This window comes from Arthrobacter sp. 131MFCol6.1 (assembly GCF_000374925.1).
Taxonomy (GTDB): Bacteria; Actinomycetota; Actinomycetes; order Actinomycetales; family Micrococcaceae; genus Arthrobacter.
On record NZ_KB895550.1, the window covers coordinates 31,922 to 54,829 of the forward strand.

At 68.2% G+C, this 22,908-nt stretch carries 25 protein-coding genes; 17 read left to right on the forward strand and 8 right to left on the reverse strand.

Annotated features, from left to right (window positions below):
* Positions 1-7: 7 nt before the first annotated feature.
* The 5 genes from C566_RS0115790 (at position 8) to C566_RS0115810 (ending at position 6,474) form a co-directional block, all read left to right on the forward strand.
* Positions 8-1,354: a sensor histidine kinase gene (locus C566_RS0115790; RefSeq protein ID WP_018775323.1), complete on the forward strand. Its 1,347-nt coding sequence runs from the start codon at positions 8-10 to the stop codon at positions 1,352-1,354.
* Entirely contained in the window at positions 1,347-2,078 is a 732-nt protein-coding gene (locus C566_RS0115795) for a response regulator (protein ID WP_018775324.1), read from the forward strand. Before C566_RS0115790 ends, C566_RS0115795 begins: the two co-directional genes overlap by 8 nt.
* Positions 2,079-2,363: 285 nt before the next feature.
* Positions 2,364-3,827 (forward strand): amino acid permease, encoded by a 1,464-nt coding sequence (locus tag C566_RS0115800; protein WP_018775325.1) that lies wholly within the window; start codon positions 2,364-2,366, stop codon positions 3,825-3,827.
* 336 nt (positions 3,828-4,163) lie between these two features.
* Positions 4,164-5,102: an intradiol ring-cleavage dioxygenase gene (locus tag C566_RS0115805; protein ID WP_026266754.1), complete on the forward strand. Its 939-nt coding sequence runs from the start codon at positions 4,164-4,166 to the stop codon at positions 5,100-5,102.
* Positions 5,103-5,157: 55 nt separating this feature from the next.
* On the forward strand, positions 5,158-6,474 hold the full coding sequence (locus C566_RS0115810; RefSeq protein WP_018775327.1) for a M18 family aminopeptidase: 1,317 nt from the start codon (positions 5,158-5,160) through the stop codon (positions 6,472-6,474).
* Positions 6,475-6,540: 66 nt separating this feature from the next.
* Here C566_RS0115810 and C566_RS0115815 read toward each other — a convergent pair whose 3' ends face one another.
* Positions 6,541-7,224, reverse strand: coding sequence for a DUF1345 domain-containing protein (locus C566_RS0115815; RefSeq protein WP_018775328.1), 684 nt, complete (start codon positions 7,222-7,224; stop codon positions 6,541-6,543).
* A 278-nt stretch (positions 7,225-7,502) separates the two neighbouring features.
* On the opposite strand from C566_RS0115815, the gene rpsF reads away from it, so the two are divergent.
* From rpsF to rplI, 4 genes are all read left to right on the forward strand, one after another.
* Positions 7,503-7,808: a 30S ribosomal protein S6 gene (gene rpsF, locus C566_RS0115820; protein WP_026266755.1), complete on the forward strand. Its 306-nt coding sequence runs from the start codon at positions 7,503-7,505 to the stop codon at positions 7,806-7,808.
* A 55-nt stretch (positions 7,809-7,863) separates the two neighbouring features.
* Positions 7,864-8,439, forward strand: coding sequence for a single-stranded DNA-binding protein (locus C566_RS0115825; RefSeq protein ID WP_018775330.1), 576 nt, complete (start codon positions 7,864-7,866; stop codon positions 8,437-8,439).
* A 125-nt stretch (positions 8,440-8,564) separates the two neighbouring features.
* The gene (gene rpsR / locus C566_RS0115830; RefSeq protein WP_003800144.1) at positions 8,565-8,804 is read left to right on the forward strand and encodes a 30S ribosomal protein S18; all 240 of its coding nucleotides are present in this window, start codon (positions 8,565-8,567) and stop codon (positions 8,802-8,804) included.
* A 17-nt stretch (positions 8,805-8,821) separates the two neighbouring features.
* On the forward strand, positions 8,822-9,274 hold the full coding sequence (rplI, locus tag C566_RS0115835; protein ID WP_018775331.1) for a 50S ribosomal protein L9: 453 nt from the start codon (positions 8,822-8,824) through the stop codon (positions 9,272-9,274).
* Positions 9,275-9,378: 104 nt separating this feature from the next.
* On the opposite strand, the gene C566_RS0115840 is transcribed toward rplI, so the two are convergent.
* A complete protein-coding gene (locus C566_RS0115840; protein WP_018775332.1) occupies positions 9,379-9,801 on the reverse strand; it encodes a DUF1801 domain-containing protein in 423 nt (140 codons plus the stop codon).
* 140 nt (positions 9,802-9,941) lie between these two features.
* Between C566_RS0115840 and C566_RS0115845 the strand changes: the two genes are divergently transcribed.
* Positions 9,942-10,568, forward strand: a complete 627-nt coding sequence (locus C566_RS0115845; protein ID WP_018775333.1) for an FMN reductase — start codon at positions 9,942-9,944, stop codon at positions 10,566-10,568.
* 69 nt (positions 10,569-10,637) lie between these two features.
* Positions 10,638-11,045, forward strand: a complete 408-nt coding sequence (locus tag C566_RS0115850; RefSeq protein ID WP_043422850.1) for a TFIIB-type zinc ribbon-containing protein — start codon at positions 10,638-10,640, stop codon at positions 11,043-11,045.
* 57 nt (positions 11,046-11,102) lie between these two features.
* Here C566_RS0115850 and C566_RS0115855 read toward each other — a convergent pair whose 3' ends face one another.
* Both C566_RS0115855 and C566_RS0115860 read right to left on the reverse strand, forming a co-directional pair.
* A complete protein-coding gene (locus tag C566_RS0115855) occupies positions 11,103-11,675 on the reverse strand; it encodes a hypothetical protein (protein ID WP_018775335.1) in 573 nt (190 codons plus the stop codon).
* Positions 11,676-11,678: 3 nt separating this feature from the next.
* Entirely contained in the window at positions 11,679-12,125 is a 447-nt protein-coding gene (locus C566_RS0115860) for a hypothetical protein (protein WP_018775336.1), read from the reverse strand.
* Between the two features lie 679 nt (positions 12,126-12,804).
* Between C566_RS0115860 and dnaB the strand changes: the two genes are divergently transcribed.
* On the forward strand, positions 12,805-14,190 hold the full coding sequence (gene dnaB, locus C566_RS0115865; protein ID WP_018775337.1) for a replicative DNA helicase: 1,386 nt from the start codon (positions 12,805-12,807) through the stop codon (positions 14,188-14,190).
* A 21-nt stretch (positions 14,191-14,211) separates the two neighbouring features.
* On the opposite strand, the gene C566_RS0115870 is transcribed toward dnaB, so the two are convergent.
* Together C566_RS0115870 and C566_RS0115875 are read right to left on the reverse strand one after the other, a co-directional pair.
* Positions 14,212-15,186: an acyl-CoA thioesterase gene (locus C566_RS0115870; protein WP_018775338.1), complete on the reverse strand. Its 975-nt coding sequence runs from the start codon at positions 15,184-15,186 to the stop codon at positions 14,212-14,214.
* Between the two features lie 168 nt (positions 15,187-15,354).
* Positions 15,355-15,789 (reverse strand): DoxX family protein, encoded by a 435-nt coding sequence (locus C566_RS0115875; protein ID WP_018775339.1) that lies wholly within the window; start codon positions 15,787-15,789, stop codon positions 15,355-15,357.
* Between the two features lie 149 nt (positions 15,790-15,938).
* On the opposite strand from C566_RS0115875, the gene C566_RS0115880 reads away from it, so the two are divergent.
* The 3 genes from C566_RS0115880 (at position 15,939) to C566_RS0115890 (ending at position 18,408) form a co-directional block, all read left to right on the forward strand.
* On the forward strand, positions 15,939-17,294 hold the full coding sequence (locus tag C566_RS0115880; RefSeq protein WP_018775340.1) for an MATE family efflux transporter: 1,356 nt from the start codon (positions 15,939-15,941) through the stop codon (positions 17,292-17,294).
* Between the two features lie 75 nt (positions 17,295-17,369).
* Positions 17,370-17,963, forward strand: coding sequence for a hypothetical protein (locus C566_RS0115885; RefSeq protein WP_018775341.1), 594 nt, complete (start codon positions 17,370-17,372; stop codon positions 17,961-17,963).
* A gap of 82 nt (positions 17,964-18,045) precedes the next feature.
* On the forward strand, positions 18,046-18,408 hold the full coding sequence (locus tag C566_RS0115890; RefSeq protein WP_043467191.1) for a hypothetical protein: 363 nt from the start codon (positions 18,046-18,048) through the stop codon (positions 18,406-18,408).
* 47 nt (positions 18,409-18,455) lie between these two features.
* On the opposite strand, the gene C566_RS0115895 is transcribed toward C566_RS0115890, so the two are convergent.
* The gene (locus C566_RS0115895; RefSeq protein WP_018775343.1) at positions 18,456-18,998 is read right to left on the reverse strand and encodes a CGNR zinc finger domain-containing protein; all 543 of its coding nucleotides are present in this window, start codon (positions 18,996-18,998) and stop codon (positions 18,456-18,458) included.
* Positions 18,999-19,238: 240 nt separating this feature from the next.
* Between C566_RS0115895 and C566_RS0115900 the strand changes: the two genes are divergently transcribed.
* Together C566_RS0115900 and C566_RS0115905 are read left to right on the forward strand one after the other, a co-directional pair.
* Entirely contained in the window at positions 19,239-20,192 is a 954-nt protein-coding gene (locus C566_RS0115900; RefSeq protein ID WP_051082338.1) for an EamA family transporter, read from the forward strand.
* A gap of 62 nt (positions 20,193-20,254) precedes the next feature.
* Positions 20,255-20,527 carry a DUF2277 domain-containing protein gene (locus C566_RS0115905; RefSeq protein WP_018775345.1) on the forward strand — a complete coding sequence of 91 codons (273 nt, stop codon included), beginning with the start codon at positions 20,255-20,257 and terminating at the stop codon, positions 20,525-20,527.
* Between the two features lie 27 nt (positions 20,528-20,554).
* On the opposite strand, the gene C566_RS0115910 is transcribed toward C566_RS0115905, so the two are convergent.
* A complete protein-coding gene (locus C566_RS0115910) occupies positions 20,555-22,795 on the reverse strand; it encodes a heavy metal translocating P-type ATPase (RefSeq protein WP_231386402.1) in 2,241 nt (746 codons plus the stop codon).
* Positions 22,796-22,908 lie beyond the last annotated feature (113 nt).

Below are 22,908 nucleotides of genomic sequence, written 5' to 3' on the forward strand. Positions count from 1 at the left end.
TCAGAGCATGATCGATGCGGTACCTGTCAGGGACGCGCCGGCCGGACCGGCCGACGCGTCCCTCGCTGAACTCACGGCCCGCCGCCGCGGCCGGCTCCGGCGCTACCTGCTGGCCAACCCGCGGGTCATGGACGTCCTGGTGGTGCTCTGCTACCTGGTCCTGGTGACGCCGACGGCGGTCGAGTCGATCATCCACGGCGACTGGCCGGTGGCCGTGTTGCTCGCCGCCGCCGCGCCCGTCCTGCTCTTCCGGCGGGCGTACCCGGTCCCGGTGGCGGCCGTTGTGGGGGCCCTGGAACTGGCGGTCACCCTCCTGCATCCCTGGGGATCCAATGTCTCCGCCGGGCTGTGGTTTTCGCTGTACGCCGTCGCCGTCGTCCGCACCCGGCGGTTCGCCCTGGCCGCCCTGGCCCTGACCACGGCCCCGCTTCTGCTCCTGTACCTCCTGCTGGCCGTCGGCCCGCTGGACGGGCGGCTCCCGGACATGGCGGTCCGCACACCGGAGAATTTCCAGCTGCTCACGGGCATCGCGGCGGGCATCGGCATCGCGCTCTCGAATGTGATCGCCACGGGGATCGGGATCTCGGTGCGGCAACGGCGCGAGCACGAGCACGAGATTGCGGCCTGGGCCGCCCGGGCCCAGCAGCTGGGCTCGGTCACGGAACGGAACCGGATCGCGCGCGAAATGCACGACGTCGTCGCGCACTCGCTCACGGTCATGATCAGCCTGTCGGACGGCGCCGCCGTCGTGGTCAAGAAGGATCCCCAGCGCGCCGCCGGCGTCCTGGCCGAACTCTCCCGGACCGGACGCGCCGCGCTGGCCGACATGCGGCGCGTCCTTGGCGTGCTGCGCGAGGACGCCGCCACGGGACATGCCCCGCGCGAGCCGCTGGTGGCCGGCGGCAGCCTGGCCAAACTGCTCGAGGGCTTCCGCACCGCGGGACTGCCGCTGCATTACACGCACACCGGCCCGTCCCTGCCAGCCGATGCGGCGTTCCAGCTGACCGTCTACAGAATTGTGCAGGAATCGCTGACCAACGTGCTGCGCTACGGCCGCGCGCTCAGCCGGGTGGACGTCAGCATTGTCCGGAACGGCTCCCGCGTCACCATTGAAGTGCTCGACGACGGCAGGGGCACCGTTGACTCCGGGACTCCCGGAACCGGCGCGCAGGCAAAGCCGGACGCACTGGACTCCTTCGGCACCGGGCATGGAATCGCCGGAATGCGGGAGCGGGCCAGGATCTACGCCGGCACCGTGTACGCCGGGCGCGCCGGTGACCGCGGCTGGCGGGTGCACGCGGAACTGAACTGCAACGGCGAGAATGCCACGGAATCAAGGGGGAACAATGTCTGACAACGGACCGGTACGCGTCCTGCTGGTGGATGACCAGCCGCTGCTTCGGATGGGCTTCCGCCTCATTCTGGAGGGTGAGGACGATTTGAGCATCGTGGGCGAGGCGTCCAACGGTGCCGAAGCGGTCCGCCACGTCCGGGAGCTCGCACCCGACGTCGTCCTGATGGACGTGCGGATGCCGGTGCTGGACGGGATCGAGGCCACCCGGGCCATCGCCGCCTCGGGATCCGACGCCAAAATCATCATCCTGACCACCTTTGACCTCGATGAATACGCCTTTGCAGCCCTGCGGGCCGGGGCCTCTGCGTTCCTGCTCAAGGACGTGGCGCCGGCGGAACTGATCAGCGCGGTGCGGGTGGTGGCCAGCGGCGACGCCGTGGTGGCACCGCGCGTTACACAGCGGCTGCTAGAGACCTATGTCCGCGGCGCCGGCGGCATGGATCCTGCAGGGACAGCCGGCGGCGGCCAGGGCGCCGTCAGCCCCGCACGCCCGGCGCGGGATCTGTTGCTGGAGGACCTGACACCCCGCGAAAACGAGATGCTCGGGGCGATGGCGGAGGGGCTCTCCAATGCCGAAATCGCGCACCGTTACTTCCTGTCCGAGGCCACCGTCAAGACGCATGTGCGCCGGATCCTGACCAAGCTCCACCTCCGCGACCGCGTCCAGGCCGTGGTGTACGCGTACGAGACCGGCCTCGTGGTGCCGAGCAACGCGGACTACTGACGGACGCCGCCCGGCGGCCGCGAAGCAGGCTACCGGCCGGTAGTGCCTGAAGCAGTGGTTTCAGGCACATTGCCGAATTGCCCATGAGGCAACTTTGGTTGCTTCCCCGGCCTTCCCGTTGGGGGATAGCCCGGTCTCACCCGCCGTCATTTGTGGGACTGCACAAGACGGACGGTGCGCCGCGCGGTCTAGTGTGAAACGACATTGTGGTCCGCCGCACAGCATGGATTCGATTCCGTGCCGGCACAGAGCGGGCCTGAACCCCCCACGAAGGACGGCGCTTCCATGCCCGCTGACCAGCAGCTCTCAAAATCCCTGAAACCCAGGCATCTGTCCATGATTGCGATCGCCGGCGTGATCGGCGCCGGACTGTTTGTCGGTTCGGGTGCGGCGATCCAGCAGGCCGGCCCTGGCATCCTGGTTGCCTATGCCGCGGCGGGACTCGTCGTCATCCTCGTCATGCGGATGCTGGGCGAGATGGCCGCGGCCAACCCGGAAACCGGCTCATTTTCCACCTACGCGGACAAGGCCCTGGGCCGCTGGGCGGGGTTCAGCATCGGCTGGCTCTACGCATGGTTCTGGATCATTGTCCTCGGCATCGAGGCCACGGCCGGGGCAGCGATCATGCACCGCTGGGTCCCCGGCATTGACCAGTGGGTGTGGGCACTTGCCCTGATGGTGCTGCTGACGCTGACCAACCTCGGGTCCGTGAAATCCTACGGCGAGTTCGAGTTCTGGTTCGCTTCCATCAAGGTCGCGGCCATCGTGCTCTTCCTGCTCTTCGGCGCCGCCGCGATCCTGGGCCTCGTCCCCGGCGTTCCGGCGCCCGGCCTGGACAACCTGATTGGCAACGGCGGGTTCATGCCCAACGGCCCCGGCGCCGTCCTGGCCGGCATCCTCGTGGTGGTGTTCTCGTTCTTCGGCGCCGAAATTGCCACCATCGCCGCCGGCGAATCCGAGAACCCGGTCGATGCCGTCAAGAAGGCCGTGAAGTCCACCGTCTGGCGCATCCTCGTGTTCTACATCGGCTCCATCGCCATTGTCGTCACCCTGCTGCCCTGGAACTCCGCTTCCGTCGCCAAGAGCCCCTACGTTGCGGTCATCGAGCTGTTCGGCATCCCCGGCGCCGGAACCATCATGGACATTGTGGTGCTGACCTCGGTGCTCTCCTGCCTGAACTCCGGCCTCTACACCGCCAGCCGCATGCTGTTCTCGCTGTCCCGCCGCGGCGATGCCCCGAAGTCGTGGATGCGGATTTCCAAGCGCGGCGTGCCTGCTGCCGCGGTGCTGGCCTCCACGGTGGTCGGCTTCGTCACCGTCGGACTGAACTACGTCGCCCCGGACACGGTCTTCCTGTTCCTGGTCAACACCTCCGGCGCCATCGCGCTGTTCGTGTGGCTCGTGATCGCGACTTCGCAGCTGATCCTGCGCCGCCGCATGGGGGCCGCCGCCAAGGACCTCCAGCTGAAAATGTGGCTCTTCCCGTACCTGACCTGGGTCTCGATCGTCAGCATCGTGGCCCTGCTGATCGGCATGGTGATCCTGGAATCCACGCGGGAATCGCTGCTGCTCTCGCTGGCTCTCGCCGCCGTCGTCGTGGGGATCGGGGTCGTCCGCTACCGCAGGAACGGTTCGAAGGCCGCCGTTCCCGCAGCAGGTGCCGCCGGGACTGTCACCGGGGACGCCACCGTGGCTGACGCCGAGGCTGGCGCCGAGGACGCCACGGTGGGCGCCCGCCCGGTGTCGTAGCCCGGACGGCCCCCGCGGCGGTCCCGGACCACCGGACATGCCCTCCCCCCGCGCCCACCATTGGACATAGCGCCATTATGTCCACTGCCCGGCGCGAGGGGAGGGCATCTCCATGCGGGCCGCGGGACATGCCCAGTCCCGGGGCCGAGGGGCGGGCATCTCCCTGCGTGCCGGGGGGACATGCCCAGTCCCCGGGCCGAGCGACGCGGCATTTCCCTGTGTGCCGGGGGGACATGCCCAGTCCCGGGGCCGAGGGGACGGCAGGTCCAGCGGGAGCACAGCCGCATCACAGGAAGGGACTAGCCAGCCCATAGCGCGGCCGGGTTCGATGGGCTCATGACAAAAATGCCCCAGCCCCCGCACGAGCCGCACCCCAACCACGACCGCGGCCTGGAATTCGATCTCTCCACCCTCGTGAGCCGCCGATCGCTGGGCATGTTCCTCGGCGCGGGAACGGCCGCGGCCCTCGCGGCCTGCAGCCCGGGCGGCATCAGCGGCACCGGCGGCAGTCCGACGTCGGCCGCGGCGACGTCGGCGGCAACAGCCCCGGCAACGTCGGCCGCATCGACTTCGGCGGCAACAGCCCCGGCAACGTCGGCCGCATCGACTTCGGCCACTCCGACGCTGACCCGGGCAATCGCCGAGTGCGGGGTTGAAATCCCGCAGGAAACCGCCGGTCCCTTCCCCGGTGACGGTTCCAACGGTCCCAACGTCCTTGAGGCATCCGGTGTGGTCCGTCAGGACATCACGTCCAGCTTCGGGACTTCCACCAGCACGGCCGAGGGCGTACCGCTGACCGTCACTCTGACTCTGCTCGACAACGCCAACGGCTGCAGCCCGCTGGCCGGTGCCGCAGTCTACGCCTGGCACTGTGACCGTGAGGGCAAATACTCCATGTACGATTCCGGGCTTCAAAACGAGAACTACCTCCGCGGCGTCCAGGAGGCCGACGCCAACGGCCAGGTCACGTTCAAGACCATCTACCCCGGCGCCTACAACGGCCGCTGGCCGCACATCCACTTCGAAGTGTTCGAGTCCATGAACAATGCGACGGCGGCCGGCCAGGTCCTGGCGGTGTCACAGATCGCGCTGACCGAGGCGGCCTGCAAGGAGGTCTACGCGTCGGCCGGGTACGAATCCAGTGCGCAGAACTTCCCCCGCACCACGCTGAAGTCCGACAACGTCTTCGGCGACGACGGCGGCATCTACCAGCTGGCCACCATGACCGGCTCGGTAGCCGCGGGCTACGCCGCCGGTCTCAACGTCACCGTCTAGGCACGGCGTCGCCCGTCTCCCGGGGGCCCGTGCGCGCCGGGCTAGACTCGGAGCCATGCCAACACCGAGCACTGCCGCAGAGCACATCCAGGACCTCGGCGCGTACGTCAGCGCGTCGCCGTCGAGCTTCCACGCGGTCCACGAAGCCGCGCGCCGGCTGGACGCGGCCGGCTTCACGGGCCTGGACGAACTGCGGCTCTGGCCGGAGCCCGCGGCCGCCACTGCCGGCAAGTTCTACGTGATCCGCGACGGTGCCCTCATCGCCTGGGTGGTGCCGGCAGGCGCCGGACCGACCACGGGTTTCAACATCCTCGGCGCGCATACGGACTCGCCGTCCTTCAAACTCAAGCCGAAGCCCACCACCGGCAAGTTCGGCTGGCTGCAGGCCGGCGTCGAGGTCTACGGCGGCCCCCTGCTGAACTCCTGGCTGGACCGCGAACTCCAGCTCGCCGGCCGGCTCGTCATGCGCGACGGCACGCAGCACCTTACGGCCACCGGCCCGCTGCTGCGCTTCCCGCAGCTCGCCATCCACCTGGACCGGGCCGTCAATGAGGGCCTGGCCCTGGACAAGCAGCAGCACATGAATCCGGTCTTTGGCCTGGGCGATCCCGCCGGCGAGGACCTGCTCGGACTCCTCGCGGACCGGGTTGCCGACGCCGAGGTGGATCCGGCGCAGATCGGCGGGTACGACGTCGTCATCGCGGACACCCAGGCCCCGGCGGTGTTCGGCGCCAGGGGCGAATTCTTCGCCTCCGGCCGGCTTGACAACCTCTCCGCGACGCACGCAGGGCTCACGGCCCTGGTGGCGCACGCCGCCACGCCGCTGCCGGACGGTGCGCCGATTGCCGTGCTGGCCGCCTTCGACCACGAGGAAATCGGCTCGGCGTCCCGGTCCGGGGCGTGCGGGCCCATCCTCGAAGATGTCCTCGTGCGGATCTCGGACGGACTCGGTGCCTCGGCAAGCCAGCGGCGGCAGGCCTTCGCGGCCTCGTTCTGCGTCTCCGCGGACGCGGGCCACGCCGTGCACCCGAACTATCCCGAGCGGCATGATCCCGCCAACCGGCCGGTCCTCAACGGCGGTCCGCTGCTGAAAATCAACGCCAACCAGCGCTATGCGACCGACGCCGCCGGGGCCGCCCTCTGGGCGCGGCTGTGCGCCGACGCCGGTATTCCGTACCAGGAATTCGTCTCCAACAACGTGATGCCGTGCGGGTCCACGATCGGCCCGCTGACCGCCACGCGGCTGGGAATCCGGACGGTCGACGTCGGCGTCGCCCTGCTGTCGATGCATTCGGCACGCGAGCTCTGCGGTATCGAGGACCCGCACCGGCTGGCCGTGGTGACCCGGACGTTTTTCCGGACGGCGGCCTGACGCCTGGCGGCGCCCCGGCCAGCCCGGCGGGGACCTCTGACGGGCGTGGCCGGGCCTGAGCCGGGCCTAGACGGTCAGCCCGACCACGAGGTTGAGTGTGGCGGCCAGGATGATGGTCCCGAAAACATAGGACAGCAGGCTGTGTTTGAGCGCCTCGGCGCGCACACTGTGGTTTTCCAGGGCAGTGTCCGAGACCTGGTAGGTCATGCCGAGGCTCGTGGCGAGGTAGGCGAAATCCGTGTACTGCGGGGGGCCGGCCTGGTTGAAGTCGATGCCGCCAACCGCCGCCCCCGCGCGGACGTCGGTGCTGTAGTACAGCTCGGCGTAACGCAGCGTGAACAAGGTCTGGACCAGCAGCCAGGACATCGCCACCGAGGACAGCACCAAAAACCCGCCGCCGAAGCGCGCCCAGGTGTCAGTGCTGTGGGAATCGATGACGACGGCGGCCACCGCGACGAGGCTCGCCGCATTCGTGGTCAGGATCAGCAGGTCGGTGACGCTGCGGGACGGGTCCTCGGCCGTGGCGTGGGCCCTGGTTTGGGTGGGGTCCAGCCGGCCGACCACCAGCCAGACCCAGACCACGTAGCAGGCCGCGGCGCAGGTCCAGCCGACCGCCGGCGCCTCCACCCAGTACCCTGCCAGCCCGGTCACCGCGGCGGCGGTCACGCCGACCATCATCATGGCCGCGAACCGCAGCCGGCTGCGGCGTACCGGTGGCGGCACGGAGGAGGAATCGGTGTCGGTGTCCATTTTCAGATCATGGCACAGACCGTGTCCCGGGAACCCGCCCCGCCGCGCTCCGTGCGGCGGTTTTCCACATGAGCGTCCCGCCCGATTCCGGCGCCGGGCGCCCGGGTCTAGCGTGGCCCCATCAGGAATCGTCGAAACCAGCCCCGATGCACTAAGATATTGAAGTCTGTGCTGCGCCCTGCCTCCGTTCCGGCGGCCGGGCATTGCATGGCACCGCAAATGAACCTCCTGTTACGGAAATGCCGTAACCGCTTAGCCCAAAGGAGGTGGGTTCACATATGCGTCCTTACGAATTGATGGTAATCATCGACCCCGAGGTCGAAGAGCGTGCCGTTGAGCCGTCGCTTCAGAAGTTCCTGAACGTCATCACCAACGATGGTGGAACCATCGAAAAGGTTGACATCTGGGGCCGTCGTCGCCTGGCTTACGAAATCCAGAAGAAGTCCGAAGGTATCTACGCCGTGGTGAACTTCACCGCTGAGCCGGCTACCGCCAAGGAACTTGACCGCCAGCTGAGTCTCAACGAGACCATCATGCGCACCAAGATCACCCGCCCCGAAGAGCAGAAAGTTGTTGCTGAGTAATTCAGCGGGCAACCTTCAATCTTCATCCCCGCAGGAACGCACAAGGAGGCAGTAGATGGCAGGCGAAACCACTATCACGGTTATCGGTAACCTCACCAATGACCCCGAACTCAGGTTCACACCGTCCGGTTCGGCCGTAGCGAATTTCACCATCGCTTCTACTCCCCGCACCTTCGACCGGCAGTCCAATGAGTGGAAGGACGGGGAAACCCTGTTCCTCCGCGCTTCGGTCTGGCGCGAAGCAGCCGAAAACGTCGCCGAGTCCCTGACCAAGGGCATGCGCGTGATCGTCTCCGGCCGCCTGAAGAGCCGTTCCTACGAAACAAAAGAAGGCGAGAAGCGCACCGTTATCGAGCTTGAGGTCGATGAAATCGGCCCGAGCCTGCGCTACGCCAACGCCAAGGTCAACCGCACCCAGCGCTCCGGCGGTCAGGGTGGCCAGGGTGGCTTCGGCGGCGGCAACAGCGGCGGTGGATTCGGTGGCGGCCAGGGTGCAAACCAGGGCGGCAACACCGGTGGGACATGGGGCGGCAACCAGCCCGCCGCGCAGGAAGACCCGTGGGCCACGCCCGGGGTCAGCAATGCGGGCGGCGGCTGGGGCAACGGCCCGGATTCCGAACCTCCCTTCTAAACAACATCTAAGGTCCGGCAACGAAAACCGACTGGCCGCCGCAAGGCGGCCTGGTGCAGACTGCGCCGGATCACCACCATCCCGTGGATCAATATCCACGGGCTCCATCGAATAGGAGCTCCACGATGGCTAAGGCTGAACTCCGTAAGCCCAAACCAAAGTCCAACCCCTTGAAGGCCGCTGACATCACTGTCATCGACTACAAGGACGTAGCATTGCTGCGCAAGTTCATCTCCGACCGCGGAAAGATCCGCGCCCGTCGCGTCACTGGCGTCACGGTGCAGGAACAGCGCAAGATCGCCCAGGCAATCAAGAACGCCCGCGAAGTTGCTCTGCTGCCTTACTCCGGCGCTGGCCGCGGCTAAGGAAGGGATTAACTAAAATGGCAAAGCTCATTCTGACCCACGAAGTAACCGGTCTCGGTGCTGCTGGCGACGTTGTCGAGGTCAAGGACGGTTACGCACGTAACTACCTGCTGCCCCGCAACTTCGCCCTGACCTGGTCCAAGGGTGGCGAGAAGCAGGTTGAGTCCATCAAGGCTGCCCGCGTTGCCCGCGAGCACGCTTCCCTGGAAGACGCTCAGAAGCAGGCTGCTGCACTCTCCGCCAAGCCGGTCAAGCTGGTCGTCAAGGCTGGCGCAACCGGACGCCTGTTCGGCACCGTCAAGCAGGGCGACGTGGCCGACGCTGTTGAGGCCGCAGGCCTGGGCCGCATCGACAAGCGCAAGGTTGAACTGCCGGCACACATCAAGTCGACCGGTTCCTACCAGGCAAACGTCCGTCTCCACGACGACGTTTCCGCTGTGATCGAACTCGACGTAGTCGCAGGCAAGTAGCCCTCACCGGCTGCAGTCCTGAACTGCTGGAAGGCTCCCGCTTCCGGACCCCCCTGGGGGACCGAAGGCGGGAGCCTTCTGCTTTTAACTGCAGCGCACGGGGCCTAGCTGTGGTGCAGCACCGTGGTGACATGCCGGTAGCCGAGCCGGACCAATTCCGCCAGCACGGCCTCGTCGACGTCGTCGAGCTTGTTGACGTACAGGCAGCCTGCGCCGAGCTTGTGCCTGCCCAGCCTGCCGAGGAGTTCGGCGGCCTCGGGCCCATAGGTCAGGCCGTAGAGCGACAGGCTGGATTTCCTGGGGGAGAAGCCGACCGCCGCGGCATCGCCCTCCCTGCCGCTCGCGTACTTGTAGTGGTAGCGGCCGAAGCCCACAATCGTCGGACCCCACATTTGCGCCGGTTCCCCCGTGATTTCGGACATCAGTGCCAGCAGGCGGAACCCGTCAGCGCGCCGGACCGGATGCTCGACGGCAGCCAGGAACTCCTGAACCGACGCTCCGGTTGCCTGTGTTTTGTTGTCAGCCATGAGGGCAGTCTGGCAGAGCGCGGCAGTCCTGTCAGGCGGGGCGGGTGCCCGGGAATAAATCCCTGCCCCCGCCGCTTCTAGAGGTAGATGCAAACGCATGTAGTCGTGTTGCTGACCAGGATTCAACTTAGGAGCACTCCGTGGAAACCCGCCGTATCACCGTTATCTCCGCCGGACTCGGCGTCCCCTCCTCGAGCCGCCTGCTGGCGGACCTGCTGGCGGCCTCGGCCGAGCGGCAGCTTGCCGCGGCCGGCTACGCAGTGGAGATCGAGGTCTTGGAGTTGCGGGACCTCGCCGTGGACATCGCCAACAATTTTGTGACCGGATATGCGGCTCCGCGACTGGCCGAAGTGATTGCCGGTGTCGAGGCCTCTGACGGCTTGATCGCCGTCAGCCCCGTGTTCAGCGCATCCTACAGCGGGCTTTTCAAGTCCTTCATCGACGTGCTCGACCCCAAGGCGCTCGAGGGCAAGGCCGTGCTGATCGGGGCCACCGCCGGAACGGACCGGCACCAGATGGTGCTGGACTTCGCGATGCGGCCGCTCTTCACCTACCTGCGCACCCGGATCGCCGCCACCGCGGTTTTCGCCGGCCCGCAGGACTGGGGAAACAACGACGACGGCGGCTCGCCGCTCTCGGTGCGCGTGGACCGGGCGGCGGGGGAGTTTGTCGCCCTGCTGCAGGACTCAGGGCCGCAGCAGAAGCCGGCCGCGCTGGAGTCCCTGCCGTTTGAGCAGCTGCTCGCCGGGATCTCTGCCCAGCGGTAGGGCCCGCCGGCCTTCCGAACCTGCAGCGTCCGTCCGAACCTTTTCGGCCTCCCGCTCGTTGTCCGGGACATGAAGTGTCCCGTGGATTCTATTGACCTGATCATGAGTGAACGCAGCGGTGTGGAGATCGACTATTGCCCCCAATGCCGCGGGGTGTGGCTGGACCGGGGCGAGCTGGACAAGATCATCGACCGTGCGGCGGAGTCACTGGGCCCGGCAGCTGCAGGCCCCGCCGCACCGTTGCCGCCGGCAGCGATGCCACCTACTACCCCCGGTCACATACCGCCCCCGCTGTACAACCTCGACCCGCGCCGGGATGACCGGCGGCCGGATGACCGCCGCTATGACGACCGCCGGTACGATGAGCGGCGCGACCGTCCCCGCCCCGACCAGGGGAGGTATGAGCAGCCGCGTTACGATGACCGGCGCCGTCCCAAGAAGAAGGAAAGCTGGCTGGGGGACCTGTTCGACTTCTAGCCCTGCGGACTCCCGGGCCCTGAGGGTGGCCCGGACTGGGCGTGGGGCCCGCGGTGCTCAGTCGCCGAGCAGTGCGATGAATTCCCGGGCCTGCTTCATGGAAATATCCGAGTGGCGGGTCAGGGCGGTCGCTGCGGCCTCGGTGTCGCCGCTCTTGGCCAGGGTGCGGATCCTCCCGTAGATCTCATCATTGAGCATGTTGCTGCTCACCTCGCGGGTGACATCGCCCTTGCTGGCGATCGCGCGGTAGCGGTACGAGAACCGCTGCGGGACGTCGTCGTCGTCCGGAACGGCCGCCGGCGCTGGCTCCGGGGCGCGGAAGGGCTGGGGGTGGGCTGCCAGTGCCGCGACGGCGTCGCGGGACGCCCGGAGGCCCTCGCCTGTTGCCTCGAGGTAGACCTTGATGGCGGCCATGGCCTGCCCCTGCGCGATGAGCGCGTAGAGCTGCCGGTGCTGTTCCTGGGTGAGCCTGGCGGCCGCGGTCCGGGCCAGCTCAGCGGAGTCGTGGTCCGGCTGTGGCGTGGGTGCCGGACTGGAGCGTTGTCCGCGGCGGCTCCACGCCCGGACGGCCATCAGCACAGCGGCGGCCACGAGCACCAGGATCAGTACGGGAATGAGCAGGGAGTCCATGTGCTAGAGCCGATCTACGTAATTCTTTGCGGTCTTCAGATCCGAGTGGGTGGACTGCCGCAGCAGCCGGGCGGCCTTCGTCTTCTGGCCGTCGCGGGCCAGCGACTGCAGCTGCAGGAGGAGTTGCGGACTCAGGTGTCCGATGGCGTACAGCGCGTCCTCGTGGCCGGCGCCGCCCCGGCCCAGCAGGGCGGAGCGGGCGTGGTCGGCCTGTTGCGATTGCTGCTGGGAGTTCTGGCTGGGGCGCGTGGTCGCTTCAATCCGGGCGCGGGAGGCCTCGGCAGCATGGACCTGCGCCGCGTAGTGGGCCTGGGACTTAACCGCCAGTTCCTGCTGGTAGCGCTCGGCCTCTGAGATGCCGTGGTTCCGCGGCTTCAGCGCCGTGACCGCCGCCCAGAGCACCGCCGTGAGGATGAGGGCAGGCAACATGACTATCAGTACATCGCCCATGTTTAGAGCTTATGCCAGATTGGCGTTATCCACAGCATGTTCCGCACCTCGCGTACAGTGCGCGGCGGCCGGCGTCAATTCGCTTCGGTGGGATGAATCCGGTCACAAAATGTGCAAATCGGGCGGCAAATGTGGCCTCCTGTGCCGCCTCGTATCCCGAGCCCCAAGGTGCAGGCTGTGGATGAAGCTTGGCGGAAATTGTTTTGTGTCCACAAGATGAATCCAACATTTCCGCAGGTCAAGTGCAGATTACAGGCTTAAGTTTTTTTCTATCCACAGCTCTACCCACAGACTGTGCACAAGCATCAGGCACTAGTGCACAGGTTATCCACAGGGCAGCGGAGTGGCCGGGTTGGTGCCTGTCCCATCGGCGGATAACGTTGCAGGATATCGGGCGTGGGAAGCGGAAAACCTGCGGTCGCCGGGTGGTGCCAACCAGGCCACCGACCCCGGGGCCCGATGGCCCACGGAGCCGCACCAACACTGTGGATAACGGCGGTGGTCGGACCGCACGAACTGTCGGAGCTGACTGGTAAGAATAGAGCGGCCGGCATGTGCCGGGGTTTGCCGCCGGCGTCACTGCGGTTCGGCGTCACTGCGGTTCGGCGTCACTGCAGTTCGGCGTCACAGCGATTCGGCGTCACAGCAATTCGGCATCACACAATGAAGGACGGCAGTTTTGTCAGTTACGCATCTGGACTCAGTCGAGGGTACGCGGGGAGCCGAAGGCAGCCGCAAGCCTCCGCAGGACATCCCAGCGGAGCAGTCAGTCCTGGGCGGCATGATGCTGTCCAAGGACGCCATCGCCGACGTCGTTGAGATCCTGCGGGGCCAGGACTTCTACCGTCCGGCGCACGAAACCATCTACGAGGCCATCATCGACCTCTACGGCCGCGGCGAGCCCGCGGACGCCGTCACCGTCTCGGACGAGCTGACCAAGCGCGGCGAAATCAACAGGATCGGCGGACCCGCCTACCTGCACGAACTCATCCAGACCGTCCCCACGGCCGCCAACGCCGGCTACTACGCGGAAATCGTGGGCGAACGCGCGGTGCTGCGCCGCCTGGTTAACGCCGGCACCAAGATCGTCCAGCTCGGCTACGGACAGGACGGCGAGGTCGAAGACCTGGTCAACCAGGCCCAGGCCGAGGTCTACGCCGTCGCCGAACGCCGGACCGCCGAGGACTACGTGGTCCTCAAGGACGTCATGGAATCCACCGTGGACGAGATCGAGGCCTCGGGCCACCGCGGCGAGGGCATGGTGGGCGTCCCCACCGGCTTCTACGAGCTCGATGAACTCACCCACGGCCTGCATCCGGGCCAGATGATCGTCATCGCCGCCCGCCCCGCCGTCGGCAAGTCCACGTTCGCGCTGGACTTCGCCCGCTCGGCCGCCATCAAGAACAACCTCGCGACCGTCATGTTTTCCCTCGAAATGGGCCGCAACGAAATCGCCATGCGCCTGTTGTCCGCCGAGGCAACGATCGGCCTCCAGGACCTCCGCAAGGGCACCATCAAGGACGAGCAGTGGTCCAAGATTGCCACCACCATGGGCCGGATGAACGATGCGCCGCTGTTCATCGATGACAGCCCCAACATGTCGCTGATGGAAATCCGGGCCAAGTGCCGGCGCCTGAAGCAGCAGCATGACCTCAAGCTGGTGATCCTGGACTACCTGCAGCTCATGAGCTCGGGCAAGAAGGTGGAGTCCCGCCAGCAGGAAGTCTCCGAGTTCTCCCGTGCCCTGAAGCTTCTGGCCAAGGAGCTGCAGGTGCCCGTGATCGCGCTGTCGCAGCTGAACCGTGGCTCCGAGCAGCGCCAGGACAAGCGCCCCATGGTCTCGGACCTGCGCGAATCGGGCTCCATCGAGCAGGATGCCGACATGGTGATCCTGCTGCACCGCGAAGACGTCTATGACAAGGAGTCCCCGCGCGCCGGTGAGGCGGATATCCTGATCGCCAAGCACCGTAACGGCCCCACAAAAGACATTGTGGTGGCCTTCCAGGGCCACTACTCGCGGTTTGCCAACATGGCCGCCGACGCCGGCGGTGGCGGGGGTTTCTAGCCCCCTGGCCCCTGCCCGGCCCTAGCGATCGCCGGCAGCGAGCAGGTGGTTGGGCAGCCGGTTCCCCGGGGCCCGGCCGCGGATTTCCAGCAGTTCGCGGGCGTGGGCGTGGAGCCGGATGTCTTCCGCGGACACCGGCACCCACTGCGGAATCGGAACCGAGGTGCCGGTCTCGTCGCGGGCGACCATGACGGTCAGGCAGTAGGTGGTCAGGTTCAGCTCGCGCCCCTTGGGGTCTCCGGACCGGACGTGGACGGCGATGTGCATGCCCTTCGTTCCGGTGTAGACCAGCCGGGCCTCCACCTCCACGACGTGGCCGATCAGCAGCGGCCGGTAGAACCGCACACCGCCGGAGAATACGGCCACGGTGTCCTTGCCGCAGTAGCGGGAGGCGCAGACATAGGCAGCCTCATCGATCCATTTCATGACGATGCCGCCGTGCACCTTGCCGCCCCAGTTCACGTCCGTGGGTGCCGCCATGAACCGCAGCACCACACGCTCGGCCGTGCCGGCGTCGGTATATTCCTGTGCGCTCATGGCCTCCACGATGTCCTCGCGGACTTTGATCCGGGCCAGCGCGTGGTCCCGCTGTTCGATTTCTTCGGGCGTCACGGGGACGAACTGCGGCACCGGTATGGGCTTGCCGTCCGCGCCCACGGCCACGAAGATCACGATGCACTGGCTGCGCATGGTGGCGGGGCCGCCCTTCGGATCGCCCGAGGACACCACGGTGCGGATATGCATCGAGGACCGCCCGGTGTACACGATCGTGCCCTCGACCTCCACCATGTCGCCGCTGTTGACCGGGTCCGCGAAGTGGATGTTCCCCACGTAGGCCGTCACGCAGTAGGACTTTGCCCAGCCGACGGCGGCGGCATAGGCGGCCTTGTCCACCCACTCGAGCACGGTGCCGGCGTCGACCGAGCCGCTGTGGCCGACATCGGTGGGGGCCGCCAGGAAGCGCAGGGTCACGGAATTGGGCGTGTTATCGCTCATATTGTGAGTTTACTGATTGGCCCGGCAGGTGCCGCCGGCCGGCGACACAATCGCTGTCCGGCACGCCATAACCCCGCCATAACCCGAAAACATGCGACGGCGGGCGGCCACCAGAAGGTGACCGCCCGCCGTCGCGCTCTCTAGGCCGTGAGCGAAGCCGTGGACGCCTTAGGCCAGGACGCGGAGCTTCGAGTCGACGCGGCCGAAGAGGGCGCGGTCGGCGGAGAGCCAGCCGGCGCCGACGAGGGCAACGGCTGCGGCGGCGGCCGCCAGGATCAGGACGAGTTCATAGCCGCCGGTTGCGACGAAGACGCCGGCTGAGGCGTGGACCATGAACAGGGCGCCGAGCATGTCCAGTGCGAGGAGGGCCGCAAAGACGCGGGTGAGCACGCCCAGGATCAGCGCGACACCGCCGACGAGCTCGAGGGTGGCGACGACGGGAGCCACCGCCTGGGCTGCCGGAACACCCATCTGGGTGAAGGCGGCCTGGGTGCCGGCGATTGTGAATTCGTTGAATTTCTGCCAGCCGTGGGCGGCGAACAGGAAACCGGCGATGACGCGCAGGATGGTTCGGGCGGAGGTGGTCAGGGCGGGCTGGTTCATGGGAAATACCGTTTCGTAAGGAGGAGGCGTCGCGGCTCTCTGGCGCCGCGGCTTCGGTTGCGTTCAACGTCAAGTCTCCCCGACATTTAGTTGAAATGTCAACTAAATGTCGAACTGGGTCGATGCGTTGGCCCGGCTAGGGTTAAGCCGTGCAACCTTCCCCGCAGCTGTCCACCGCCCCGCCGCCGTCCACCGGGCAGCGCCGGGAGATCCTGCGCCTGGCAGTGCCGGCCTTCGGCGCGCTGATCGCCGAGCCGCTGTTCCTGCTCGCGGATTCGGCCATTGTGGGCCACCTCGGCGTGGCCGAACTGGCCGGCGTCGGGCTGGCATCGGCGGTCCTGCACACGGCAGTCGGACTGATGGTGTTCCTCGCGTACTCCACGACGCCGGCAGTGGCGCGGGCCATCGGCAACGGCCAGCTGCCCAAGGCCCTCGCCGCCGGACGCGACGGCATCTGGCTGGCGCTCCTGCTCGGACTCGTCCTTGCGGTCGCGGGATTCCTGGCCGCCGGGCCGCTGCTGGACCTGATGGGCGCCCGCGGCGAGGTGCATGGGTTTGCCGTGGACTACCTGCGCGGGTCCATGCCAGGCCTCGTGGCGATGCTGCTCATCTTCGCGGGCACCGGCGTGCTGCGCGGACTCCAGGACACCCGGACCCCGCTGATCGTCGCCGCCGCAGGGTTCACGCTGAACATCGCCCTGAACCTGGTCCTCGTCTACGGGCTGGGCTGGTCCGTCACCGGCTCGGCCGTGGGCACCAGCATCGCGCAGTGGGCCATGGCGGCCGTCTATGTGCTGATCGTCCGGCGCAACGCCCGCACCAATGGGGTGTCCCTGCGGCCGGACTGGCGTGGCATCCGGGCCCTGACCGGAGTGGGTTCCTGGCTGATGCTGCGCACGCTTAGCCTGCGGATCGCGATTCTCGCCACGGTGGTGGTGGTCACCGCCCAGGGGCCGGTCAATCTCGCCGCGCACCAGCTGGCCATGACCATCTTCACGTTCTTCGCCTTCGCCCTCGACGCCCTCGCGATCGCGGCCCAGGCCCTGATCGGCAAGGAACTCGGCGCGGCCCGGCCGGTGGAGGCACGTGCGCTGACGCGCACCATGACCCGGTGGGGGCTCGGCTTCGGCGTCCTGACCGGGGTCCTTCTGGCTGCCGCGGCACCGTGGGCGGGCGCCCTCTTCACGCCCGACGCCGAAGTCCAGGCGGCGCTTACCGTCGCCCTTTGGGTGCTCGCCGCCGGGCAGCCGCTGGCCGGATACGTCTTTGTCCTCGACGGCGTCCTCATCGGCGCGGGCGACGCCAAATACCTGGCGATCGCCGGGGTCGTCAATCTCGCCGCCTACCTGCCGCTGCTGCTGGCCGTGCTGTCTTCCGGCGCCGGTGCCGGGACGGGATTGCTCTGGCTGTGGGCCGCCTTCTCACTCGGCTACATGGCGGCGCGGGCGCTGACGCTGGGCCTCCGGGCCCGGACGGACCGGTGGATGGTCCTCGGCGCGCGGTGAGTGCAGGCTGGGTGAGCGCTGGGCCCGCCCGGCGGGCAGACGCGCGCAGCGGCGGCTTCGCACTAAACTGGACGGGTGACTCTTCCCGCAGCGCCTGACGCGACCCCTGCCATCCGCGCCGCGGCCGACCTCTTCAAGCCCGTGCTTGTCAGGGCGGCCGTTGCGCTCGTGTTTGGCGCGGTCACCGTGTTCTGGGCGGCGCCCCCGGAGTCGGGCATGGGCTGGGCCGGCGGCCTCTACCTGCTGGCCACGGGTGTGGTGATGATCTGGACCGTGCCCAAGACCGGATTCCGCCCGCAGGAAGGCGCCGGCAGGGTCCTCTCCGCCGGCGGAGCAGCCCTGGCCGGAGCCGGCGCGGCCGTGGCCCTGATCCCCGCCCCGCTGGTCTTCGGAATCATCGCGGCAATGGGCCTGGGCGTGGCCGGCGCCGCGGAGCTGTTCGCGGGCATTCGTTGCCGCGGCCGGTCCGTGCTGGCCCGCGACTGGATCGCCTCCGGTGTGATCGGGCTGGGCACTGCGATTGCGCTGCCGTTCTTCATCGGCCTCGGCCCGCACGCCCTCCTCGGCGTTGCCGGCGGCGGGGCCATCATCAGCGGCGTCCTGTGGATGCTGTCCGGACTGACCCTGCGCCACGATGCTCCGGGCGATTCCGCGGAGGCCGTAAACTAGTACCGACAGGTTCTACCCGGCGTAGAACAATTGCGGTAATAAGACAGCCGCGCTTTTGCGCGGGCTGCAGGAGGAAAACACCTTGGCACAGCAGAAACCCGGAGCGCCCCGCAGCCTGCGGACCTCGGTCAAGGGACCGCTCATGTTCTCCGCATTCTGGGCCGTGGTGGTTTTCTTCGGCGTCCTGATCTTCGCCTCGGGCGGCAGCGCCCGCGCACCCCGCTTCGATCTGGCGCTCATCGGCGCCGGGATCGCCTTTATCGTGATCCTGGTGGTGGCCGCCATGCTGGCCATGAGTCACAAGGAGAACCCCGCCGATCTGGGGAAAGGCTCCGGCGTTAACCTCAGTTCCAAGCGCACGCCCTCCGGCCATGGCGGCCCGGCAGCGCAGCCCCGCCCCGAGGCCGGCCCCGGCGATTCCCGCGACAACGGGCCACGGGCCTAACAGCGGGGCTTAGCCGGCATAGGCCTCACAGCGGCGCGCCCGCGGCGTCAGGACGCGGCTTTCCGGGCCCGGTACGCGGCCACGTGCGCGCGGTTGGCGCAGTTTCCCGTGTCGCAATAGCGCTTCGAACGGTTGCGGCTCAGATCCAGCACGACGGCGTCGCAGTCGTCCGCGGCGCACACCAGCAGGCGGTCCATTTCCTTGCTGCGGATCACGTCCACGATCGCCATGGCCGCTTCCGTGCTCATCCGGTCGGCCAGCGGCGCCTCCGGGGTGGTGGCGTGCAGGTGCCAGTCCCAGGGGTCGTGCTTGACCAGCTGGGGCAGCGCCCGGGCCTCGCGGAGCAGCCGGTTCACGGTCTCCGCGGCGGCGGACTCCCCGGCCTGCCAGAGCTCGGCGAGCTCGCCGCGCAGCCGCCGCACGCTGGCCAGCTCGGCCCCGTCCCGGGTGCGGGAACCGGTGAAGCCCTCGGCCTCCAGGAAGTCGTCCAGATCCCTGACCGTGGCCAAATGTTCCTCACCGTTGGCCGCGGTGTTGATGAGGTTGACCACAGAACGCAGGGCAACTTCCGTGTCAGGGGCAAAAACCATCTTGACTCCTTACCTTGCCGGGGCGTAATGTCATGAGCATAACCCTACTTTACTCCTGACAGGAGAATGCCCGTGTCTGCCCCCCAGCGTCCCGCCGCCACCCCGGTCCGAGACCTTGCCTCCCAGCGGCCTGCCTCCGAACCGGGCGGCGCCCCGCAGGGACGCAAACTCGAAGGCAAGCGGGGAAGCAATCAGGGCGCTCGGCAGGGCACCACGCGGGCCGGCGCGCCATCCGGGTTCATGGCATCGGGCCTGGGCGTCGCCCTGTTTTCGTCTGCGGTGTTCGGGCTCTCCGGATCATTCGCCAAGGCGCTCCTGGAAACGGGCTGGACTCCCGGGGCGGCCGTTACGGCCCGGCTCACCGGTGCGGCCTTGATTCTGGCCGTCTTTGCTCTTCCCTCCTTGCGCGGGCGCTGGCACCAGCTCCGGGACAACTGGCTGACCGTGCTGCTGTTTGGATTCATCGGCGTCGCCGCCTGCCAGCTGTTCTATTTCAATGCCGTATCCCGGCTCTCGGTCGGCGTCGCCCTGCTGCTGGAGTACCTGGCGCCGGTCCTGATCGTGCTCTGGCTGTGGGCCGCCAGCCGGAAACGGCCGCGGCCACTGACCATTGCCGGCACACTCCTGTCCCTCGGCGGGCTGGTCCTGGTCCTGGATCTCACCGGAGCCGTCAAGGTCGACCTCATCGGGGTGCTGTGGGGGATCGCGGCCGCGGTGTGCCTGGCCATCTACTTCTTCATCACGGCCAAGGAAAACGACACCCTGCCGCCCATCCTTCTGGCCTCCGGCGGGCTCATGGTGGGCGCCATCGTCATGTGGCTGACCGCGGCAACCGGGCTGTTGCCGATGGCCTTCAGCACCGCCGACACCCGTCTGGGACCCTGGATCACCCCGTGGTGGGTGGCGCTGGGCGGCCTCGTGGTCCTGGCCACGGTGGTGGCGTACGTGTCCGGAATTGTCGCCGCGCGGGCACTCGGCTCGAAAGTCGCGTCCTTTGTCTCCCTCACCGAGGTGCTGTTCGCCGTCGTCTGGGCGTGGCTGCTGCTCGGCGAACTGCCCGGCCCCATCCAGCTCCTGGGCGGACTGCTGATTGTCGGCGGGGTGGTGCTGGTCCGGCTGGACGAGCTCCGGGCCCCGTCCGGCACCGGCGCGGCAGCGCTGGACCACGCGAACGACTGCGAGCCCGTGCCGTAGGCGGTTGTCCGTTCGGGCCCGGGCCCCTCGTTCCCGGGCCCGAAGGCCCTTAGCATGGAGATATGTGCCGAAATATCCGGACCCTCCACAATTTTGAACCCCACGCCACCACCGCGGAGGTGGAGGCCGCCGCGCTGCAATACGTACGCAAGATCAGCGGCAGCACCAAGCCGTCCAAGGCCAACGAGGAGGCCTTCAACCGGGCTGTGCATGAGATTGCCCATGCGACGCAGCACCTCCTCGAGTCCCTGGTGACCCACGCCCCGGCAAAGGACCGCGGGGAGGAAGCGGCCAAAGCCAAAGCCAGGGCCGCCATCCGCTACGGCGCGGCCTGAGGCGGGGGCACCCGGGCTAAGGCCGGCTTACTTCCCGAAGCCGCGCAGCCGCAGCGAGTTGGCCACCACCAGCACGGAGCTGGCGGCCATGGCGGCGCCGGCGATCATCGGGTTGAGCAGGCCCAGGGCCGCCACCGGGATGCCCACGGCGTTGTAGAAGAAGGCCCAGAACAGGTTCGTCTTGATGGTGCCGAGCGTCCGGCGGGACAGCTCGATCGCCTGCGCCACCTGTCCGAGGTCGTTGCCCATCACCGTCAGATCGGCTGCCTCGATGGCGACGTCGGTGCCGGAGCCCATGGCGATGCCCAGGTCCGCCTGCGCCAGCGCCGCGGCGTCATTAACGCCGTCCCCGGCCATGGCCACAGTGGCGCCGGCCGCTTGCAGCTTCCGCACGGCCTCAACCTTGCCCGCCGGGAGCACACCCGCGAAGACGTCATCCGGGCTGATCCCGACGGCGGCCGCCACCTGGGCGGCCACAGCGGCGTTGTCGCCGGTCAGTAGGATCGGCCGGAGCCCCAGCTCCCGGAGCCGGGTGACCGCGGCCGCGGAGCCGGGCTTCACGGTGTCCCGCAGGCTGATGAGACCGGCGGTTTCGCCGTCCACGGCAACCCAGACCGCCGTGGCGCCAGAGCCTTCGGCAGCACCCAGTGCCTCGCGCTGCGCCGGGGCAGGGGCCACACCGGACTCCAGCAGCCAGCCGGTGCGCCCCGCGACTACGAGCCGGCCGTCAACGGTGCCCCGGACGCCGCCGCCGGGTGCGGAGCGGAAGCCGGCGACGGCAGGGAGGCCGGCGCCGTCGTTGTTCACGCGCCCCGCCGCCGCGGCCAACGCGGCAGCGGCGATGGCCCGGGCGATAGGGTGCTCGGAGGCGTTTTCCACAGCCCCCGCCAGGCGCAGGACGTCCGCGTCGCTGTACCGCCCGAAGCTCTGGACGCCGTCCACGGCAAGGCGGCCGGTGGTGACGGTCCCGGTCTTGTCCAGCAGGATCGTGTCCACCGTCCGGGTGTCCTCGAGGACTTGCGGACCCTTGATCAGGATCCCCAGCTGGGCGCCCCGCCCGGTCCCGGTGAGCAGCCCGACCGGGGTGGCCAGCCCGAGGGCACAGGGGCAGGCGATGACCAGCACCGCGACGGCGGCGGTGAAGGCGCTCCGGAGCTCGTCGGCGCTGACGTCCGGTGCGGCCGCCATCAGCCACGCCGCGAAGGTGAGGGCGGCAATGGCCAGGACGACCGGTACGAAGACGGCGCTGATGCGGTCGGCGAGCCGGGCGATCGGCGCTTTTCCGGTCTGCGCCGCCGAGACGAGCCTGCCCATCTGGGCCAGGGTGGTCTCGGACCCGACGCGGGTGGCACGGACCAGGAGCCGGCCGGAGGTGTTGATGGTGGCCCCGGTGACCTGGCTGTCCGGGCCGACTTCCACGGGCACGGATTCGCCGGTCACGAGGGAGGCGTCCACCGCAGAGGAACCGTCGATGACGACGCCGTCGGCGGCGATCTTCTCGCCCGGGCGGACCACGATCACGTCGCCGAGGCCCAGCTGGTCGGCCGGGATCTTGTGCTCGGTGCCGCCGCGCAGGACCGTCGCGTCCTTGGCCCCCAGGTCCAGGAGGGCCTTGAGGGCATCTCCCGCCTTCCGTTTGGCGTTCGCCTCCAGGTAGCGGCCAAGCAGCAGGAATGTGGTGACCACGGAGGCGACCTCGAAATACAGGCCACCGGAACCCATGCCCTCGGCTGCGGGATGTTCGGTCATGCCCGGGTCGGCAAGGAGCTGCCAGGCCGAGAACGAGTAGGCGGCAATCACGCCGATGGACACCAGGGTGTCCATGGTCGAGGCCAGATGCCGTGCGTTGATGGCCGCGGCGCGGTGAAACGGCCACGCCGCCCAGGCAACCACCGGCAGGGCCAGGATCGCGGCCACCCAGCCCCAGTTCGGGAACTGGAACGCCGGGATCATCGAGATCGCGAGGACAGGGACGGTGAGCACGGCCGCCACAAGCAGCCGCGGGCGGAGCGAGGGGGCGGCTGTGCCGGGCGGAACCCCGGTGCCGGCCGGGAGTTCTGCAGGCTCCACCGGCGTGCCCGGGTACCTGGCGGACCGGATGGTGGCCTTGTAGCCCGCGGCCGCGACCGTGGCGGTGATTTGGTCGTCGGTGATGTCCGCGGGGACGCTGACGCGGGCGGACTCCAGGGGCAGGTTGACGCTTGCCTCGACGCCGTCGAGCTTTCCGAGCCTGCGCTCGACCCGGTTGACGCAGGAGGCGCAGGTCATGCCCTCGATATCGAGGTCAATGACGCGGCTCCCGGCCTGGTCCAACAACTGCTCGCTCACGGCGCCCTTCTTTTCCCGCTCGATTGGTCGTCTGCTGTTCCGTTGTCTGCGCC

Excerpts from the sequence above, each read along its gene's own strand:
- C566_RS0115790 (WP_018775323.1), top strand. The coding sequence starts at position 8 with ATGATCGATGCGGTACCTGTCAGGGACGCGCCGGCCGGACCGGCCGAC.
- C566_RS0115795 (WP_018775324.1), top strand. The coding sequence starts at position 1,347 with ATGTCTGACAACGGACCGGTACGCGTCCTGCTGGTGGATGACCAGCCG.
- C566_RS0115800 (WP_018775325.1), top strand. The coding sequence starts at position 2,364 with ATGCCCGCTGACCAGCAGCTCTCAAAATCCCTGAAACCCAGGCATCTG.
- C566_RS0115805 (WP_026266754.1), top strand. The coding sequence starts at position 4,164 with ATGACAAAAATGCCCCAGCCCCCGCACGAGCCGCACCCCAACCACGAC.
- C566_RS0115810 (WP_018775327.1), top strand. The coding sequence starts at position 5,158 with ATGCCAACACCGAGCACTGCCGCAGAGCACATCCAGGACCTCGGCGCG.
- C566_RS0115815 (WP_018775328.1), bottom strand. The coding sequence starts at position 7,224 with ATGGACACCGACACCGATTCCTCCTCCGTGCCGCCACCGGTACGCCGC.
- rpsF (WP_026266755.1), top strand. The coding sequence starts at position 7,503 with ATGCGTCCTTACGAATTGATGGTAATCATCGACCCCGAGGTCGAAGAG.
- C566_RS0115825 (WP_018775330.1), top strand. The coding sequence starts at position 7,864 with ATGGCAGGCGAAACCACTATCACGGTTATCGGTAACCTCACCAATGAC.
- rpsR (WP_003800144.1), top strand. The coding sequence starts at position 8,565 with ATGGCTAAGGCTGAACTCCGTAAGCCCAAACCAAAGTCCAACCCCTTG.
- rplI (WP_018775331.1), top strand. The coding sequence starts at position 8,822 with ATGGCAAAGCTCATTCTGACCCACGAAGTAACCGGTCTCGGTGCTGCT.
- C566_RS0115840 (WP_018775332.1), bottom strand. The coding sequence starts at position 9,801 with ATGGCTGACAACAAAACACAGGCAACCGGAGCGTCGGTTCAGGAGTTC.
- C566_RS0115850 (WP_043422850.1), top strand. The coding sequence starts at position 10,638 with ATGAAGTGTCCCGTGGATTCTATTGACCTGATCATGAGTGAACGCAGC.
- C566_RS0115855 (WP_018775335.1), bottom strand. The coding sequence starts at position 11,675 with ATGGACTCCCTGCTCATTCCCGTACTGATCCTGGTGCTCGTGGCCGCC.
- C566_RS0115860 (WP_018775336.1), bottom strand. The coding sequence starts at position 12,125 with ATGGGCGATGTACTGATAGTCATGTTGCCTGCCCTCATCCTCACGGCG.
- C566_RS0115870 (WP_018775338.1), bottom strand. The coding sequence starts at position 15,186 with ATGAGCGATAACACGCCCAATTCCGTGACCCTGCGCTTCCTGGCGGCC.
- C566_RS0115875 (WP_018775339.1), bottom strand. The coding sequence starts at position 15,789 with ATGAACCAGCCCGCCCTGACCACCTCCGCCCGAACCATCCTGCGCGTC.
- C566_RS0115895 (WP_018775343.1), bottom strand. The coding sequence starts at position 18,998 with ATGGTTTTTGCCCCTGACACGGAAGTTGCCCTGCGTTCTGTGGTCAAC.
- C566_RS0115900 (WP_051082338.1), top strand. The coding sequence starts at position 19,239 with ATGGCATCGGGCCTGGGCGTCGCCCTGTTTTCGTCTGCGGTGTTCGGG.
- C566_RS0115905 (WP_018775345.1), top strand. The coding sequence starts at position 20,255 with ATGTGCCGAAATATCCGGACCCTCCACAATTTTGAACCCCACGCCACC.
- C566_RS0115910 (WP_231386402.1), bottom strand. The coding sequence starts at position 22,795 with ATGACCTGCGCCTCCTGCGTCAACCGGGTCGAGCGCAGGCTCGGAAAG.